Below are 17,745 nucleotides of genomic sequence, written 5' to 3'. Positions count from 1 at the left end.
ATGAATGAATCTTTTACGGATGCACTAAATGGACCAGACAATCCGTACCTTTGTCCCATGACTGCAGCATCCCCTACGGAATTTCAGCCCTTTTTGGAAAACCTTCCCTTCTCCGCCTTTAATGAAATGCAACTTGCCTTTTTCGAAAAGGCAGCGTCCTGCAACGAACTCATCCTGTTGGCGCCGACCGGGACGGGAAAAACCCTGGCGTATCTCCTCCCCCTCGTGCAACGATTGAAACGGAATGAATCTTCCGAAAGGGCCTTGATTGTGGTACCTTCTCGTGAACTTGCCTTGCAGATCGAACAGGTATTCAAATCCCTGAAGACGGGTATTTCCTCTTGTACCTGCTACGGCGGGCACGAAATGAAGGTGGAAACGAATCGACTGAAGGAAAATCCCGGCCTGGTATTGGGGACACCCGGAAGACTCTCGGATCATGTCCTGAATGGCAACCTCAATCCCGATGATTTTTCGCTGATTGTCCTGGATGAATTTGATAAATCGCTGCAACTGGGCTTCCAGGAACAATTGAAGATCCTGTTTGAAAAACTAAGCGGTCATTCACGGTTTTTCCTAACCTCTGCTACACCGCTGAATCCCTTACCGGATATGCTTCCATCCCGGGAATGGGTGACCCTCGATTTTTTGACAGATACATCTGCGGCAGGTTTGGCGCTGAAACTGGTGAGAACCTCCAGCGTCGAAAAGGCAGATACGCTCCTGCGGCTGCTGGCAAATTTGAATCAGGATAGCACCCTGGTCTTTTGTAACCACCGGGAAGCGGTAAACCGCATCAGCCAGCTGCTCACCGAAAACAATTTTGCCCATGCCTTATTGCACGGCGGAATGGAACAAATCGATCGGGAAAAAAACCTGATTCGCTTTCGGAATGGTAGCCAGCAGGTGCTCATCGCCACGGATTTGGCATCCAGAGGCCTGGATATTCCAGAAATTAAGCAGGTGGTGCATTACCAACTCCCTACCTCCGAGCAGGCCTACATCCACCGAAATGGCAGAACCGCCCGCATGCAGGCTTCGGGTACCGGTTACCTGGTATTGGCCCATGACGAACAGCTTCCGGAATACCTATCGAAGGAATTACCCGAATACGAAGTTCCGGAAACGTTTAGTATTCCGGGACCTGCTCCCATGGAATGCCTGTACATCAGTGGGGGAAAAAAAGACAAAATCAGCAAAGGGGACGTGCTCGGTTTTTTGACCAAAACGGGCGGACTGAAAGGTGAGGAAATTGGCTTGATTAGCATTCTCGAAACGGCTACCTACGTGGCCGTCCCTCGCGAAAAAGTGCTGGCCTTGCTTCAGAATACTTCCGGAAGAAAATTAAAGAAAACAAGGGTTAAACTGGAGGTTGCGAATTAATTCAAGAATCGATGCAGATTTGCTCCAACATCGCCTCCCATGGGATCCACAGACGTTGAATGGGATTTGAAATAACGAATAGTTAGGTGAACCTTTTTTTATGCTCACTATTAGTTAGTGTCATGGTTTTTTTCCAAAAGGGTTAGCTAGCGTTCGCGACTTTCCTCCCCCTACTGGCGTAGCCTACTCCCCCAAATTAGTGAACCACATAGTAAACATGGTCCACATAGATCAACGGAAAAATACCTTTCCCCAAAAAAAAACCAGGTGACCCTATGTGCCTATGTGGTTACCCTTTTTTTTCTTTCCAAAAGTCCGTCCCCTACATCCCCAAATTCCTAAACCACCTAGCGAACCTAGTCCACATAGATCAACGGAAAAATACCTTGCCCAAAAAAAACCAGGTGACCCTATGTGCCTATGTGGTTACACCTTTTTTTCCTTCCGGAAGTTAGCGGCCTACTCCCCCAAATTCCTGAACCACATAGTGAACATAGTCCACATAGATTAACAGAAAAAATACCTTTCCTAAAAAAAAACTATGTGACTATGTGCCTAGGTGGTTACCCCCCCTTCTTATTTCCAGAAGTCAAACGCGCAACGCCTTGAAATCCAGAACTACCTGGCTAGCGCTCGCCGGGTTCCTAATAAACAAAACGATTTGGCCGAAACCGCTTCTAGACGGACTACTACTCAAAAGCCGGCAATAAATACGCCCAAATCAGGTTAAGTTCCGCCTGCATGTTCGGGATATTGGCCGTAGTGACAATTACCGCATTTTTCTCCGGCAGTATCAGGATAAACTGCCCGTTGCGCCCATCTGCCCGGTAAGAACGATGGCGACTGCGCCAGAGCTGGTAACCGTAGCCCTGCAACCAATCCGAATCCTTTGCGGTCACTTTCAGGTTCTCTTTTTTTGCACCGGCAGGCAGAGAAGGCACCTGGGCAGCGGTGGCAGCGTCAAACCAGTATTCCGCGAGCAGCTGCTTGCCGTTCCATACACCTTTTTGCAGGTAAAACTGCCCCAATTTGGCCATATCCTCCGTCTTTACTTTCAGTCCCCAGCCTCCTATAGCGATGCCCTGGGGGCTTTCCTCCCAAGTAGCCCCTGTTATTCCCAGGGGCCGGAAAAGCCTTGGCTGCAGGAAATCCAACATCCGCTCTCCCGTCACCTGCGTAAGAATGGCAGAAAGCAGGTAGGTAGCCAGGCTGTTGTAGACAAACTGCTCGCCGGGCTTGTGGGGAATGGGAAAGGCCAAAAAAGCCTCCACCCAGTCCGAATCGCTACGTTCCCGAAGGATGCCGGTAGGGTCCACATCGTGACCGACCGTCATGGTCAGCAAATGGCGGATTTCCATTGCCTGCAGATTCGGACTGATCTCATTCGGTAGTTTGTCGGGGAAAAAGGATATCACCCGATCGGAGACGTCCAACAGGCCCTCCTGAACGGCAAAGCCGATGGCGGTTGCCGTAAACGTCTTGCTAACCGAAAACATCACGTGGGGCTTCGTGGCGGCGTTGTCTCCCAACCAGGCTTCGAATACCACCTTGCCGTTTCTTAGAATCATCAGGCTGTGAAGGTCCTGATCCTGATTATTTACGGCTTCAAGGTAGCTCCGGATGGCCGTTGGATTGACATTTTCCGAGTCAGGATCGCTTCTGGGTAATGCCTTGGCGATGCTGCTGAAAGTTACCAGTTCGATTTCCTTCCGGGCCACTGCTTCCTTCACCTTCTCGCTGGTCCAGGTATCGGTCACGCCCTGCCGGTCCCCGGCCACGTTTTCGTAGCCGATATGTCCCACCCCTTGCATTTCCAGGTTGTCGTAGGCCGGGTGATCAACAAACTGGTAGGTTTTTCCCGGTTCCAGGTTTTCCAACATGCGGATAAAAGAGGCCTCTTTTTCTTCGGACGTTCCTTTGGGACCAGCGTACGTGGCCCTGTGTACCCCCAACTCCTGCATAAAATCACTATCGATCAGCAACAATCCGTATTCGGCCGCCAGCCCAGCAACCATCTTGGCTACCTCAGGATCAAAACCAGTCGATCCCATGTGTCCGGAAAGGTGATTGATTTGGGGTACGTGTTTCAGGGCCATTTCAATTTGGGCCCGGAATTCCTGTTCCACCTCCGACAGCTTCCAGCGATTATCCAGGATAGCCCGTTCCGGATAATTGGGGTTGGGTCGTATCATTGGAAAGAAATACCCCTCTTCGTCCGTCAAACTGGGACAATGGCTCAAGGGCCTCCATTTGACGCCATCCCATTCACTGGTAATGGCCAGGTGAAGGCCCACCTCCACGCCGGTGTGTTTCCGCAGCAATTGCGCCGCCTCGGGAAACCAGGGAGCCACGGCCATTACTTCGATGGAGGTCTCGATACCCTCCTCAAACGCCGCAATACTGGCCAGATTCGCCGAACGGGAGGAACCCATGTCGTCCCCCCGAACAATCAATCTGGGGCCACTGGTTTGTTGGCAAAACGCACCAAAAGAAACGAGCAGGAAGGTAAGAAACAGGAGGACTTTATTAGAATAGGTCATGGCAACCGGGGTTTTCAATGTCGTAAACAAATGGATCTGCTGCACCGATTTCCTCCGGGCGCCTAGGGCCTGTGGCCTGTGAGGTATGCCGGAAAAATCGTACATTTAACAAAGTAACAATAAAATTCGAAATTGTCAGAAATCGATCACACGCATGGCTACCACAGAAAAACACGATCGGCGCATGGCTACCATGACCTTTGATTCCGTCTATCCGCATTACCTAAACAAAGTTGAGCGAAAAGGCCGAACCAAAGAAGAATTGCACCGGGTCATTGAATGGCTCACCGGCTTTAACGAGCAAAAGCAACAGGAGCTTATCGCGGAAAAGGCCACCTTCGAAACCTTCTTTCAGGAAGCTCAACTCAACCAACAGGCCCACCTAATTACCGGAATGATATGCGGGTACCGCATCGAGGATATCGAAAATCCGTTGACGCAGAAAGTCCGGTACCTGGATAAGCTGGTCGACGAATTGGCGAAAGGCCGGAAAATGGAGAAAATTCTGCGGATGGAATAGGGTAAATCGATCTGCTTGTGGGCTATAATCAAACAAAGCTAATCTGATGAGCCGGAAATTGTTGATTGAAGCGTAAAGTTAGCACCCTTGCTGCAAAACCGGTAAACTAACCGCCAATGAAATCGGCGAACATCTTTTAAAAAAATGGCTGGTTTACACGAAGGCTGCAGATCTGGTACAAGGGCTGGTTTACCTACCAAACGATCCCCTTAACCAAACACGATCCACGTTTCCTTACTCCCCGCTGTATTCGATCCGGTAAATCCTCCCATCAAAGCCGCTGATCAGGAGCTCGCCTTCCTGATCCAGACCAAAGGAAGCTACCGGAAAGGAAGCCTGCACCAATTCGGATACGATGGGTTCGCTTGTCTCCGAAAAATCCAGGGCCCAGATACGCCCCGAAACAAAATCGCCAAAGACGTACCGACCGGCCAATTCAGGAAGCGCCGTTCCCCGGTATACGTAGCCGCCGGTCACGGACACGTCTCCCTGACTATGATCATAGGTCCACAGGGGTAATTCCAGCCCTTCCTGCGCGCAATTGGACGAAGGAGAAAAACAGGCGTTGCCTTCCATGGTATTCCATCCGTAGTTGCCACCGCTTTCGATCAGACTGATTTCTTCAAATCGGTTTTGCCCCACGTCTGCCGCCCACAATGCGCCGGTCTCCGAGTCAAAGCTAAACTTCCACACATTTCTCAACCCATAGGCAAATATCTCCTCCCGGAACCCTTCCTGATTACCGACAAATGGATTGTCCGCAGGGATGGCATAGGCCAAATTCCCTTCCTCCCGGTCCACATCCAGTCGTAGGATGGTGCCTAACAGCGTTTGCGGATTCTGACCGTGGTTTTGGGGATCACCCCCGGAGCCACCATCACCTACCGACACGTAGAGAAAGCCATCGGGCCCAAAGGCCAGGTGCCCCCCATTGTGATTCGAAAAGGGTTGCTCGATTTCCAGCAAGACCCGTTCCGTCCCCGGATCCGCCCGATTGGGATCGGCGGCCGCCACCGAAAATCGGGAGACGACCGTCCGGTCCGGATTGGATGCGGTATAATTGACGTAGAAGTACCCGTTGCTGGCATAGTTTGGATGAAACGCCAGGCCCAACAGCCCTTCCTCGTTGCCCGCGTCGTCCACCTGGTTTTCCAAATTGAGAAAAACCGATCGTTGCCCCGTAGCCGGTTCGTTGGGAAACACCGAAATCACTCCCCGTTGCTCCAGGACAAACAAGCGATCGGATCCGTCACCCGCATGCACCATCTCCAGGGGCCGGTCAAAGGAAAGGCTGGGGAAGGCATTGACCAATTGCGGCTCACCGGTTTCAACCGGATCAGGAGCGGGGTCGGAATCCTCCGGCACACAGGCGGAAAAGGCGGCAAACAAACTGCAGGCAAATAAGAGGCGGGTAGGGATCATGGGTAACGATTGTTTTATGTAAATCAATACAATAAAAAGCGGGCAAACAATGTGCCAGCCGGCAAAATACCCCGTTTACTAGGGAAGAAAGGTTCCGGTGTCAGCTCCGCCACGAATTGGACGTTGGCTTTCTGTCGCGCAAGGCGGGCTGCCGGCTAGATGGTAAACATGTACGTAAATTTCAACAAAAGAGCTTGGTTTCTTCTGGTTTCGATAAAGGGGGAAAAGGAATAGTTGTAGGTATACACCACAAAAAAATCCGACATGGGCAGGTACCTCCATTGCAAGCGGCTGTTGATATTGAAGTTTTCCTGCTGCGTATTGTATTGCAAAAAGCTGGTCCAAAACATATTGGTGCTAAAATTGATCTCGCTACGGGTGCTGATAAGTGTGAGCGTGGATGCCCCATGGGGCTCCGGCAGGGAAAGGGCATTTTGCTCCCAGGAGAGAGAAAACAAGCCCCAGGGCTGCCGTCGAAGGTTCAGCTCGAGCAAATACGAGGTCAGGTATCCGTTGTAAAACCGCCCCGATCCAATTTCCCCGCGAAAGGGCAGGCCAGTTCGGGCATCGGAACTGTAGGACAAACTTACCCGTGGGTAGCGGTACAGCCCCGGCTGCAGCGGCTCCCCTTCGGTAAAGCCGGTATGGAAGAGCAAGCGGGTATCCAATCCCTGCGCCTGAAAATCAACCCTGCTGGTGTTTCGAAAACGTATTTGGTAATCCAGGCGCAATTCGTTATCCATAAAGGACCAATCCGTGTAGTAATTGATGGTATTTCGCAACTGAATATCGTGCGCCACGATTCGGCTACCATTTTCCGGCCGAATGATATAGCCGATCCGCCCGTGAAAATGCTCCATCCCCAGGTGATAAACCGTATCGTTCAGCGCATCGTAATTTCGCATCTGCGGAATAAAGCCCATATCCGCATGGTAATCGTCTTCCATCCCGTAGTAATTCAGCCGGAAATTCCATTTTCTCCCTCCGTACTCAAAGCCAAGTTGCCGGTAATTTCCCATGCCGATCTGCGATTTTTCCGAGAGGTGAAAAGCCCCAAAATAATTCCAGGTCCCGGATTCGTTTAGGTAGTTGAGTTCCATTCCGGCATTTCGGCCAAAATCCGTTTTATCGATTCCATTACCGGCCGTGTGTGCTTGCCGGTTGGTCACATAGCCTCGGAGAACCGATCGTTCCCAAAGGCTTTGATTGAATACCCCCACGCTGTAATTTTGAGCTGCCTGGGAGGGAGTTGCCCGGGTACGGATGTTCATCAGGCCGATTCGAAAGTCCGGGTTTAGGTTACCACTCAGGCGGGCACCGTAGGCGATCGGAATGGGTTGGTTATTTTCGTCCAAGCCGATCCTGCGGGTAAAAATCGGCTTGGCCGAATTCGGCCCAAATCCCGTAAACAAGTCGTTGTTTTCCAGAAAGAAATCCCGTTGCTCCGGAAACCGCAGGTTGAATCGGGTCAGATTGGTTTGCTGCACGTCCACGTCCACCTGGGAAAAATCCGGATTCAAGGTCAAATCCAGATTCAGGGAAGAGGTGATGGCTACCTTTGCGTCCATGCCCAGATCGGTGGTCATTTCGGTGTCGGTATCCTGCACCGCCCCAGAAGTGACGTAGGGAATCAGCGAAATATTGGTTCCCGTTTTATCCGGAGCCTTATCCCAGCGCATCGCTCCCGTGTAGCCAAGGTCGTAGAGGCGAAAATTAACCGGCATGGGCGTCCAGCTGTAATACTCATTTTTCGCCATGTTGTTCCGGATAAAGTTGATTCCCCAGGTGGCTATGTCCTTTTTAAACCGAAGGGTTTTGAAGGGAATGGCCAATTCCACGACGTATCTGTCGGGAAGCCGGGTTACGGCCGAAAACCAGCGGTTGTCCCAGCTAAAGGTGAGTTCACGGGGTGCATTGGGCCCCAAAAGATCCTCCGATTGTACGTTAAACGGGCTAATCCCGAAAAAAAACCCATTGGTCCGGCTATTAACGGGATCGATTATGACCGCAAAACCGTCTCCTTCAAAAAAACTTTTATCGCGCTCCAGAGTCTGTACCACGTAGTTCTGCACGTCGTAACAGGTGGCGGCGATGTAGACATGGTCGGCATCGTAGGTCATGCGCACCTCGGTGCGGGGACCTGCTTTGATGCCGTCAAGCGGCTGTTGCATCCAAAAGTCGCTCACCACTTCGGCCTCCGCCCAGGACTGTTCGTCCAGTTTTCCGTCCACTACCAGGGGATCTACTGCCCGCTGAATTTGAAACCGATAGTCGGCCAGTGTCTCGGTAGTCGATTGGCCCCATAGAAACGAACTGTGTACGAAAAGTACGATAAAGAAGGGAACGGAACGCATCATGCGATAAGGGGTGCGTGGTAAAGTCTGTAGGCTCAAGTATACGAAAGTGGTTAAGGCGGGAATACCTGACAGTAAGATCAACATCACCCCCATTTGCTGCCAAATTTAATTTTTTTTCTTGTTTTAAATGGAGGTAATGGGTAAAAAAATAACCACTGCTTTATTTTTACATACCATTTCCATTTTATTCGGCTTAAAAATAAACACCCATAGACAAAAATTGCAACCGTTTATCAAAAGATAGGTAGGTTAGGAGGTTCGCGAGGTACATGCATTGATATAATTTCCCGGACACTCGTTCAGAAAAAGCCAATCGGTGTCGAAACATGCGCGCCCCAAAACCAAAGCGAATGAAAAAAGCCGGTCTCGCGACGGAAAACCGGCTTTTTTACTAAACATGTTTTTTGAATCTTAAAAAAACGAAAAATTAGTTCATGGCTACGGTTTCGTCCTCCTGGTAAAATACCCGCCAGATCTTTCCGGTTACGGAATCGGAAATAAGTACGGTACCATCCGGCGCCTGTGCCAGGCCGGTGGGCCGATGCCGGGCATCGCTGGGTGCTTCGATCGTCGCTACCCCGGCAAACCCTTCTGCAAAGGCCTCGTAACTCCCGGTCGGCGAGCCATTTTCGAACGGAACAGCGGCGACAAAATACCCTTTCTGCTCCAGAGGAGCCCGGTTCCAGGAACCGTGAAAGGCCACCAAAGCCGTACCCTTGTAGCTTTCCGGCAGCTGATCACCGGTGTAAAACAGCAGGTCATTGGGCGCCCAGTGGGCAGGAAAGGTCATGACGGGGTCCTCCGTCCCTTCGCAGCGATCCGCTTGCTGCCGGTCCCCTCCGTATTCCGGAGCGGTCAGCCGCTTGTCCTGAGACGGATCGTAGTAACAATACGGCCAGCCAAAATCGGCTCCGTCGCTTAGCCGAAACATTTCTTCGGCGGGTTGCTCCGCACTCTCCTCTTCGGAATACATCTCCGGAAAAAGCGCATGCAACATGTCCCGGCCGTGCTGTACCACGTAAACGTGTCCGTCTGCCGAGTTATAGTCCAGTGCCACTGCATTTCGGATCCCGGTGGAAAAGCGGTACCCGTGCTCCAATTGGGTTTGCCCGATTGTCTCGGCTTCAAAACGCCAGATACCTCCCTGCCGCTCCAATAGCGGACAAGGATCCATGGCGGGGGAACGTTGGGTGCGGTCCTGTTCCTGGCAGGCATTGGACGGCGCGCCCACATTTACATATATGTAGCCCTCTTCGTCAAAGGTAAAGGGCTTTACCGCATGGGAGGTCTGCACGGGCAGACCGGAAACGATCGTATCGGGTGCAGCGGCATTATCCGGAATCAGGTTGTCTCCCGAAAAGGTAAACCGGAACACGGTACTGTCGTTCGAGGCATACAGGTTACCCTTGTAAAAGGCCATTCCGGTGCCTCCAAAATCACCAAAGTATTGGATATCGTCCGCTCGTCCATCGCCGTCGGTATCCCGCAGGGCTACAATACCCCCTTCATCGGTGGCTTCCCGCAGGTTCATGTAAATGTCGCCGTTTTCATTCACCGCCAGGTGGCGGCCTCGTCCCAGGTCTTCGGCGACCACGTAGGCCTGAAGTCCGGAACCTAAATTCAATCCGCCCTGATCTTCATCGGCCGTAAAATAGGGCGTGGGGGCCGCCGCTTTCTCAGAGGGACTGCCACAAGCGGCAGTAAAGAGCAGGGCGACCAAACAGGAGTACAAGTAGTGGGTGTAATTCATGGTTTGCTGGTTTGGAATGAAGTTAAATATACAGCGAATGCCCCTTCCAAACAAATTTTATTTCTTGTTCTGCCCTATCTCGGGGGTGACCGGAACTATAAATCAAGGCGCTATTTCAAAGGTCTGCCCCGATGTACCGGGATTCGTCCTGTTTTTCTTCCACTGAGTTAGGCATCGTTGAACCATTTTCCAATGGGTGAAACGGTTCGAACGTTCGCTGTACGATCGCTTTGGCTTCAACCGCTTTTGGACCTGACCGGTTGGCGCGACTAGTTATTCTTTCCGGGCCAATCCCAATTGAGTAGATCATCGCTCCAGGCATCCCAATCGATGCATTTTTATCAAAATCTCCTTCCCCCTCGGATTTGGGACCTGAACCATGAAAAAACAGTAGGTACTTTCCAAATTCCTCGCGTTCCGGTAAGTGTACCAGCGTTCCTGCTGTGACTCTTCCTTTTACCCAGTTAGTGATGTCCCTTGGAATTTTTTTAAAAATGATACGATGCTTTTTCATGAACTTTTTGGTGAGCAGGCATTTATCGGCAAAAATGACATACTGCTCGGCTATGACCTTGATTCCTGAGAGAAATTCATCTGTGTGCCCGACTTCTTCATAAGGTCCAAGGTGTAATACCTTCAATATCAAAAAGAAACTGAATTCCCTGTGGCATTGCATTTCCGTCTTTCTCAAAATACATCCTTCCCTCTTTGAGTAGTCTGAATTATTCTGATTCAACTTTTTTCCAACATGACCCTTCCGGAGCGTGAAACTTTTTGCCTGTTATGGGAGAGGCGAATTCATACATTTGATTTGGTCTAAAAACCCTGCGCAGAAAACGAAATTGTTCTCCAATGATCACGTGTATGAGCGGTAGCGGCTTAAATGCACGTTACTTTCGGATAGCAAGATAGTTTATTAATGCAATAGCGGTTCGAGTTCATACCCAAACCGCTATGCTTTTATGCATTGTTGGCGTGTCGTTTTATTTCATTCCAGCGAATCTAATCCCAGCTAAATCTGCCATATCCTTTTTCCACGTGGTAATGTCATTTTGGTTGAATTGATTTAAATGATTGTGACCACATGCCCTGGCCATGACTTTCATAAGTTGGGTAGAGGCAGAAAAGAAGTTAAACAGTTGCTTTGCCGATTTGTCAACATTCAAGAGCTTTCTTAGTTCTGGTTTTTGAGTAGCAACGCCTGCAGGACAGTTGTTTGTATTGCACATTCTTGCCGCTATACAACCTATGGATTGTAAGGCGGAATTAGATAGGGCAATTCCATCTGCGCCTAAAGCCATAGCCTTAATAAAGTCCTCGGGTACACGGATTCCACCGGTAATAATTAACGTGACGTCTTTTCTATCTACTTTGTCCAGATAATGTCTTGCCCTGGCTAATGAAGGAATGGTAGGAACTGAAATATTATTTCTAAATATCAATGGTGCAGCGCCAGTTCCACCACCTCTACCATCCAAAATAATGTAGTCGGCACTTGCGTCTAATGCAAATTGAATATCTTCTTCTATGTGATTGGCAGATAGTTTAAATCCAATTGGAATGCCACCAGAGATTTCACGAACCTTATCTGCAAAGGCTTTAAAATCCTCCGGCGTATGTAAATCGTCAAAAGTAGGAGGTGATACGGCTGCTGTCCCTTCTTCAAGGTTTCGTACTTGTGCAATTTTTCCAACCACTTTATTTCCTGATAAATGACCTCCGGTACCTGTTTTTGCCCCTTGTCCGCCTTTGAAATGAAAAGCTTGAACCCTTTTTAGTTTATCCCAGTCAAAACCGAATTTGGCAGATGCTAACTCATAAAAATATCGGGAATTAGCTTGTCGTTCTTCTTCAAGCATACCTCCCTCTCCTGAACAAATTCCAGTTCCAGCTAACTCTGCGCCTTTTGCCAATGCAATTTTAGCTTCTTCAGACAGTGCGCCAAAACTCATATCCGATACAAATAATGGTATAGCCAATTTCAGTGGTTTTTTAGCATTTGGCCCAATAATTAGCTCTGAGCCAACTGGCACATCTTCCATTAGCGGTTTGGTGGCCATTTGTGCTGCTAAGATTTGGATATCCTTCCACTGTGGCAATTCAGGTATCGGAACACCCATGGCACCCATTTCTCCATGATGCCCAGTTTTGGATAAGCCATTTCTAGCGAGTTCTTTAATGTATGCAATGGTTGGTTCTTCTTTTGTTGGGCCATCATTGATAGGTGCTTCGGTATCGGAAGAGCCTTCTTCTTTCAGTTTGGCGTGTGTTCCATCACAGTAAGGTGCATTTTTAGAATGTTTGCACATACACAAATAGGCATCTCCTGATTCTTCAGGCACAAATTTTTTCGGCGTGATGTCAGTACTTCTATGGGAGCCGTCACAAAAGGGTTGATTCTTGCTCAACCCACAGGCACACCAATATTGCTCTTCTCCTTTTTGCAATTCAACTTTAATTGGTTTTCTATCCGCTATTTTTGGTTTACGCATTGCTTATGTGTTTATGGTAAAACTTAAAGCCCCAGATGGACAATTTGAAATCTGGTTTTTTAATTCTTCTGTTGAAGCATTTTCAATTTTAATCCAGGGAGACTCCTTAGGATTGTAAACAGAGGGAAGTGACTGCACACAAACTCCTGCATGTTGACAAAGCTTTGGTTGCCATTTAATGGTGATTTCACCGTTGGTATATTCCTTTTTCATGGTATGATCATTTTTTTTCAAATTTCCATACTGAGCATGAAAAATGCATTCACATAGATGAAGAAATGAAATTACTCAGATCGAGCGATTTTACCTCTTATGGTGCTGAGTGTCTGTGGGGCTATGCCTAAGAACGAAGCAATCAATTTCAGTGGGACACGATTTATTAGGTCGGGATAAATCTCCAAAAAATAGTTATATCGGTCAGCTGCAGGAGCTCCCATAAGCATTAAGACTCTTCTTTGAAGGCGGCCAATGCGTCTGGTTAGCAGTTTCACATTTTCAAGGATTTGTGATTGGTCGAGGTTAGGCTTGAACAAAATGTCGTTATTAAAGAAAATAATTTCAGAAGCTTCGAGGCAGTCAATAAACAATGCTGTAGGTTGTTGGTATTCCATAGCTTCAATATCTCCAATAATCCAATTTTCAGCAGCAAACATATAGATGTGCTCCTTGCCATTGCTATCAATGATATAGCTTCTCAAAAGCCCCTTTTTCACATAAATCGCATGCGTATTAAGAGAATTGGGCTTCTGTATGATTTCTCCTTTGCCAAATGTCATTGTTAAAGATCCAGCATCATTGTGTAATATTTCTACTATCGATTTCATGTTCTTAATAATGCATGCCAACCTGGGTATAAAGGTATGTCCTGGAAGAAGCGTTGCATATATAGGTACTAGATGCAACAGCACATTTCCTGTTCTCATTGGTCAAATTAAGGATTTCGGGTAAGGAATCAAGCGTGAACGGATTTTTTTTTGATACCAAGCGGCCACTTTTACTAGTTGGTGACGATACTGTTTTGGCAACATCGATCCCTACATCGGTTTACGGGAACCTATCCCGCCCCTACAGGGCTCAGATACGATACGGGCTCCTTCACGATGGGCTGCACCCATCGCTGGGAGATAACGCCCTTTCAGGGCTAAAAGTAGGCAATTGGAGTTAGGCGCCAGAGCTAATTACTAACCGAATCCCTGACCGTTATCTAGCAACGCATACCATTCTCTATTGAAAACTCCAAGCGCTGAAAGCGCGAAATACCCCGGCACAGGGTGCAGCCCTGTGATAAATACCCTCAATCCCGGCCTCCCAAGCCCTGTAGGGGCGGAACAGGCTCTTCTATCCGACCCACAAATCCGGTTTCCGTTGTGCTTGGTCGCGGGTGCAAACGTACCCACCCGCTTTTCTCTCCATCTTGCCCTTTCGGGACTTTATCATTGGCCCTCCGCCGCGGGGGATCAGCTCATCAAGGCCCAACGGTCCGAGTCATCGCTCCCGCTTTTAAACCCCTCGCTCACTACCACATCGTTTCCTTTGCAGCGGCATTTTGAAAACTCCCCAGAAGGCCGTCTTCGGGAGGCCGTCCCACTTTACCGGGATTCTCCCATCCGTACATCAGCATGTCAATGAGCTGTTTCAAGGCGCTGTGACTTCAAGTCACACACGTTTTGCAGCTACCTAAAGGTGGCGATTTCGAAGCACTTCCCTGCCAACCAAGCACAAACGTTGATAGAAGCACAAAGCTTGATTTAACCACTGAACCGCCACTTTTGGGTAGGTGCTGTTATGTCTTCGTTGTTCTTCTTCGTTTATATTCAGTTTGTATTGTCTGGTTAAAGTAGTCATTTTAGATTTACATTAACCATTCAATATTTTTATATTTCGCCCTCATTTTATCCCAAAATCCGTCACTCCAATCCATTAAAACAGCGGGTTGCCAATCTTTTGGTAAGTCTTTTAAAATAGCGTCTACCATTTTATTTCCATTTCCTTTGACTGGGGAATTAATATCGAAAAAGTCAATAGTCTTGTAATCGGTGCTGTAAAGTATTTGTACTCCTATTGCTGTGTCGTGGTTCATATCAGTTATTGGAACTTTTGGTCTGTTTGGATAATTTTCACTAGATGCAGAAAGTGATTCGTCTGATACTCTTACGAACTTTATAAAATCCAAGTCAGCAAGGTTTTTTGCCATAATAACAATTTCTTTCGGTAATTCCTTCACTTTGGTTATTACCCAAACTTGTTTTCCATTTTTGTTGTAGGTTAAAAACTCCTTTTCAAACTCTTTCCTTTTCATTCTTTCATCTTATTAATTCCATTTGAGTACATTACCAATTCTGCTACTCTAAATGCTGTCATAGAATATCCAATTTTCGATTCAATAATTTTTTGCAATGTTTCAAACTCCGATTGTTTGGTCAAGTAGTCGCAAAACGCCAAGTAGTCTATGTAGGTATTGCAATTACCAATTCTATTGTTGTAGGGTTCTTGGTTTGTCAAGTAGCGGTAAACTCTACTGTCCCAAATAGCAAAATTGTCAGGGTTGATAAAATGCAAAAGCTTGGTTGTTCCTACTAACGAATTGTTCAGAAGGCCTTTTAGTAAAACTAAATTCTCAACTGTTGGCTTGACACCTGTTTTTGCATCATTCAAAATGTCAAGTGCTTCTTTAAAGTTATCTGAACGGAAGTCAAAAATTGTCGGCATCCAACCATAAGTAAAATTTATACCGATAATTAAGTTGTGTCGAGTTATAGTATTTAGGTCGCTGAAATATTTTAAAAATTCGGTATATGAAATATAGTCCGATTGTCTTTTGATTGCAAAGTTGTTTCCGTCCCGAAAGAATTTGTCAAGTTGTATATTTTGTTTAAAAGTGCCTAGCATTTTCTTTGTTACAGTGTTATTTTACAATGAGACCTAAGAGTTGGTATATAAAAAGCCGGCGATTTCAAAGCACAAAAATTGCGGATAAGCACTTACTTTGAAACGAGCCAAAAGCCTTCCGTTTACTACTGTTTCGCCTATTTTTATTTGCATCCTTATATTCCGTACTTTTAAAGAGACTTTTTTATCGAAATTCCACTTATCCATCCTCCGATCACAGCTGTCGGTAACGCCAAAATAAGCCACATGATCGTATGAAGCCCAATACTGTCTTGCATTTTACCAATAATTCCGGTTTGTGTGTCAATGAGGGTTAATACCATTCCTCCCACCAAAGCACCACAGAAGAAACCGCAATACGCAAGAATTTTATAGGGAATGGTTAATTTCCTAATCTTTTCATCAAAAATCCACAATACAGAACCAAGTACCGGAAACCCAAGAATTATGTCAAGTGGTGGCCCTGAGAGATAATATCCTATCCAAAAAAAAGCTACAAAAAACAGCGGGACAACAATGATTTTTGAAGACCTTAGGTTATAGCTTTCTGATAGCGCAGAATATTGGGCAACGCCAACGATCGATCCTACTACAATAAGAGCTACCGTATGAGCCAAAAATTGAGCAAAACTAAGTTCATAATCATGCCCTCCTGTATAGCCATGTGCCAGTAGACTGTAAATAGAATAGGATAAAGCAAATCCCAGGAAGTTCTTTAGTAGCCAATCGTTACGTGTAAATTGCTTCATCCGACATTGGTTTTATTTCGCACAAAGGTTAGAATAAGCGTCTTGCGACCCTTTAGGGAGCATTATCGCAAATCCTGTGTCATGTGGATATTCAGGCCGGACCATGCCAGCGTTTTCGGTGTTCAATTGCATTGAAAACGTCTTTTCGTTTTTTTCGATCTAGTTGTCCTTCTGTCTGAAGGTTTCAACTTCCGAAAGATCTACTGAAAAAGCGCCATAACCTCTCTGCCAATAGAAATTTTTCAATCCTATTCCTTGTTTCTTCACCCATTTTGAGGAATAGGATTTCGGATCTTTAAAGTAAATTTACCCAAACGACCTTTTTTCGGTAGCAAACAAAACATGTGAACCTGATCGGTATGTACCACCACCAATTTTGATAACCTGACCATCTACTTTATTACAAATACCACCCAACTAACGATGGAGCGAGCCCTCAACCGCATTATTTATTAATGGGAGACGATTTTTTGGATAGAAGATTAGGTGAATATAAATTTTAACAAGGGACTGGCCTGTTGTACAACTATTCTAATTATCAAAAAACCAGCCGGTTAAAGATATTTGAATTTTGTTCTATTTGCAAGTGTAATCGTTGATTAGAAACCTATCGCGCCCCTACAGGGCTACCAAAAAAATACTGACATCGCGACGATGGGCTGCACCCATCGCTGGGAGATGACGCCCTTTCAGGGCTAAAAGTAGGCAATTGGAGTTAGGCGCCAGCGCTTATTACTAACCGAATCCCTGACCGTTATCTAGCAACGCATACCATTCTCTATTGAAAACTCCAAGCGCTGAAAGCGCGAAATACCCCGGCACAGGGTGCAGCCCTGTGATAAATACCCAAAATAACTGCCTCCTAAGCCCTGTAGGGGCGGAAAATCCTCGTCTATCCGACCCACAAATCCGGTTTCCGTTTTACTTGGTCGTGTGGTGCAAACGTACCCACCCGCTTTTCTCTTCATCTTGCCATTTCGGGGCTTTATTATTGGATCTCCGCCGCGGAGGATCAGCTCTTCAAGGCGCAACTGCCCAAGTCTTTGCTCCCGCCTTTAAACCCCTCGCTCACTACCACATCGTTTCCTTTGCAGCAGCATTTTGAAAACTCCCCAGAAGGCCTTCTTCGAGAGGCCGTCCCACTTTACCGGGATTCTCCCATCCGTACATCAGCATGGCAATAAGCTGTTTCAAGGCGCTGTGACTTCAAGTCACACACGTTATTCAGCTTGGAGACGGCGGGTTCTTCCGGAGCCCTTTTCTTCCTGTCCTGACCGAGTATTTTTAAGAGTGCTTACTAAAATCTTTACCGGAAATCCCGCTGGATTCAAGGTGATGTTATAGCGCGTATTTGGTTTTCAAACTTCAATGGAAATTTTGACTTTTCCTCCCAATCCTTTTTCTACTATGTCGAAGAGTGTTTTAAGTGTCAGATTACTTCCGTTATTTTCGACTCTTGAAATGTAGGCTCTTTTCTTGTCTACTAATTCCGCCAGTTGCTCCTGAGTCAAATTTCTGTCCTCCCTGGCTTTCTTTAATAATATCCCGATCTTAAATGATTCAAAATCTCTTTCAAGTTCGTCTCTTCGTGATGTGCCTTTCATTCCATACACATCATCTTTTATGGTTTTCCAGCTTTTTGT

The 17,745-nt window shown here is 47.1% G+C and carries 15 protein-coding genes; 2 read left to right on the top strand and 13 right to left on the bottom strand.

The window, feature by feature from the left end; all coding sequences use genetic code 11:
• Positions 1-1,383 carry a DEAD/DEAH box helicase gene (locus GCU44_RS04940; RefSeq protein ID WP_241684842.1) on the top strand — a complete coding sequence of 461 codons (1,383 nt, stop codon included), beginning with the start codon at positions 1-3 and terminating at the stop codon, positions 1,381-1,383.
• A gap of 689 nt (positions 1,384-2,072) precedes the next feature.
• On the opposite strand, the gene GCU44_RS04935 is transcribed toward GCU44_RS04940, so the two are convergent.
• Entirely contained in the window at positions 2,073-3,923 is a 1,851-nt protein-coding gene (locus GCU44_RS04935; RefSeq protein WP_154854589.1) for a ChbG/HpnK family deacetylase, read from the bottom strand.
• Between the two features lie 154 nt (positions 3,924-4,077).
• Between GCU44_RS04935 and GCU44_RS04930 the strand changes: the two genes are divergently transcribed.
• Positions 4,078-4,443 carry a DUF2200 domain-containing protein gene (locus GCU44_RS04930; protein WP_154854586.1) on the top strand — a complete coding sequence of 122 codons (366 nt, stop codon included), beginning with the start codon at positions 4,078-4,080 and terminating at the stop codon, positions 4,441-4,443.
• Between the two features lie 234 nt (positions 4,444-4,677).
• On the opposite strand, the gene GCU44_RS04925 is transcribed toward GCU44_RS04930, so the two are convergent.
• The 12 genes from GCU44_RS04925 to GCU44_RS04875 form a co-directional block, all read right to left on the bottom strand.
• On the bottom strand, positions 4,678-5,865 hold the full coding sequence (locus tag GCU44_RS04925; protein ID WP_154854583.1) for a PQQ-dependent sugar dehydrogenase: 1,188 nt from the start codon (positions 5,863-5,865) through the stop codon (positions 4,678-4,680).
• Positions 5,866-6,020: 155 nt separating this feature from the next.
• Entirely contained in the window at positions 6,021-8,222 is a 2,202-nt protein-coding gene (locus GCU44_RS04920) for a DUF5916 domain-containing protein (protein WP_161993892.1), read from the bottom strand.
• A gap of 427 nt (positions 8,223-8,649) precedes the next feature.
• Positions 8,650-9,972: a PQQ-dependent sugar dehydrogenase gene (locus GCU44_RS04915; protein WP_154854577.1), complete on the bottom strand. Its 1,323-nt coding sequence runs from the start codon at positions 9,970-9,972 to the stop codon at positions 8,650-8,652.
• A gap of 115 nt (positions 9,973-10,087) precedes the next feature.
• Entirely contained in the window at positions 10,088-10,486 is a 399-nt protein-coding gene (locus GCU44_RS23170; RefSeq protein ID WP_206670807.1) for a hypothetical protein, read from the bottom strand.
• Between the two features lie 469 nt (positions 10,487-10,955).
• Positions 10,956-12,464, bottom strand: coding sequence for a glutamate synthase-related protein (locus tag GCU44_RS04905; protein ID WP_154854574.1), 1,509 nt, complete (start codon positions 12,462-12,464; stop codon positions 10,956-10,958).
• A 3-nt stretch (positions 12,465-12,467) separates the two neighbouring features.
• Positions 12,468-12,677, bottom strand: a complete 210-nt coding sequence (locus GCU44_RS04900) for a (4Fe-4S)-binding protein (RefSeq protein ID WP_154854571.1) — start codon at positions 12,675-12,677, stop codon at positions 12,468-12,470.
• Positions 12,678-12,748: 71 nt separating this feature from the next.
• A complete protein-coding gene (locus GCU44_RS04895) occupies positions 12,749-13,387 on the bottom strand; it encodes a Crp/Fnr family transcriptional regulator (RefSeq protein WP_154854569.1) in 639 nt (212 codons plus the stop codon).
• A 593-nt stretch (positions 13,388-13,980) separates the two neighbouring features.
• Entirely contained in the window at positions 13,981-14,103 is a 123-nt protein-coding gene (locus GCU44_RS23370) for a hypothetical protein (RefSeq protein WP_262885310.1), read from the bottom strand.
• A gap of 213 nt (positions 14,104-14,316) precedes the next feature.
• Entirely contained in the window at positions 14,317-14,763 is a 447-nt protein-coding gene (locus GCU44_RS04890; protein ID WP_154854565.1) for a hypothetical protein, read from the bottom strand.
• Positions 14,760-15,353 carry a hypothetical protein gene (locus tag GCU44_RS04885; protein WP_154854562.1) on the bottom strand — a complete coding sequence of 198 codons (594 nt, stop codon included), beginning with the start codon at positions 15,351-15,353 and terminating at the stop codon, positions 14,760-14,762. The genes GCU44_RS04890 and GCU44_RS04885 overlap by 4 nt, the downstream gene beginning before the upstream one ends.
• Positions 15,354-15,523: 170 nt before the next feature.
• Positions 15,524-16,102: a hypothetical protein gene (locus GCU44_RS04880; protein ID WP_154854559.1), complete on the bottom strand. Its 579-nt coding sequence runs from the start codon at positions 16,100-16,102 to the stop codon at positions 15,524-15,526.
• Between the two features lie 1,358 nt (positions 16,103-17,460).
• Positions 17,461-17,745: helix-turn-helix domain-containing protein (locus GCU44_RS04875; protein ID WP_154854557.1), on the bottom strand; the 285-nt coding region annotated here is incomplete at its 5' end.

Source organism: Cyclobacterium xiamenense, assembly GCF_009467825.1.
In the GTDB taxonomy this organism is placed as follows: Bacteria; Bacteroidota; Bacteroidia; order Cytophagales; family Cyclobacteriaceae; genus Cyclobacterium; species Cyclobacterium xiamenense.
Note: the sequence above shows the minus strand (reverse complement) of the source record. Positions and strands in the feature narration are given on the sequence as shown.

What these genes read in the sequence shown, in the direction of transcription:
- GCU44_RS04940 (WP_241684842.1), top strand. Translation starts at nt 1, where the DNA reads ATGAATGAATCTTTTACGGATGCACTAAATGGACCAGACAATCCGTAC.
- GCU44_RS04935 (WP_154854589.1), bottom strand. Translation starts at nt 3,923, where the DNA reads ATGACCTATTCTAATAAAGTCCTCCTGTTTCTTACCTTCCTGCTCGTT.
- GCU44_RS04930 (WP_154854586.1), top strand. Translation starts at nt 4,078, where the DNA reads ATGGCTACCACAGAAAAACACGATCGGCGCATGGCTACCATGACCTTT.
- GCU44_RS04925 (WP_154854583.1), bottom strand. Translation starts at nt 5,865, where the DNA reads ATGATCCCTACCCGCCTCTTATTTGCCTGCAGTTTGTTTGCCGCCTTT.
- GCU44_RS04920 (WP_161993892.1), bottom strand. Translation starts at nt 8,222, where the DNA reads ATGATGCGTTCCGTTCCCTTCTTTATCGTACTTTTCGTACACAGTTCG.
- GCU44_RS04915 (WP_154854577.1), bottom strand. Translation starts at nt 9,972, where the DNA reads ATGAATTACACCCACTACTTGTACTCCTGTTTGGTCGCCCTGCTCTTT.
- GCU44_RS23170 (WP_206670807.1), bottom strand. Translation starts at nt 10,486, where the DNA reads ATGAAAAAGCATCGTATCATTTTTAAAAAAATTCCAAGGGACATCACT.
- GCU44_RS04905 (WP_154854574.1), bottom strand. Translation starts at nt 12,464, where the DNA reads ATGCGTAAACCAAAAATAGCGGATAGAAAACCAATTAAAGTTGAATTG.
- GCU44_RS04900 (WP_154854571.1), bottom strand. Translation starts at nt 12,677, where the DNA reads ATGAAAAAGGAATATACCAACGGTGAAATCACCATTAAATGGCAACCA.
- GCU44_RS04895 (WP_154854569.1), bottom strand. Translation starts at nt 13,387, where the DNA reads ATGAGAACAGGAAATGTGCTGTTGCATCTAGTACCTATATATGCAACG.
- GCU44_RS04890 (WP_154854565.1), bottom strand. Translation starts at nt 14,763, where the DNA reads ATGAAAAGGAAAGAGTTTGAAAAGGAGTTTTTAACCTACAACAAAAAT.
- GCU44_RS04885 (WP_154854562.1), bottom strand. Translation starts at nt 15,353, where the DNA reads ATGCTAGGCACTTTTAAACAAAATATACAACTTGACAAATTCTTTCGG.
- GCU44_RS04880 (WP_154854559.1), bottom strand. Translation starts at nt 16,102, where the DNA reads ATGAAGCAATTTACACGTAACGATTGGCTACTAAAGAACTTCCTGGGA.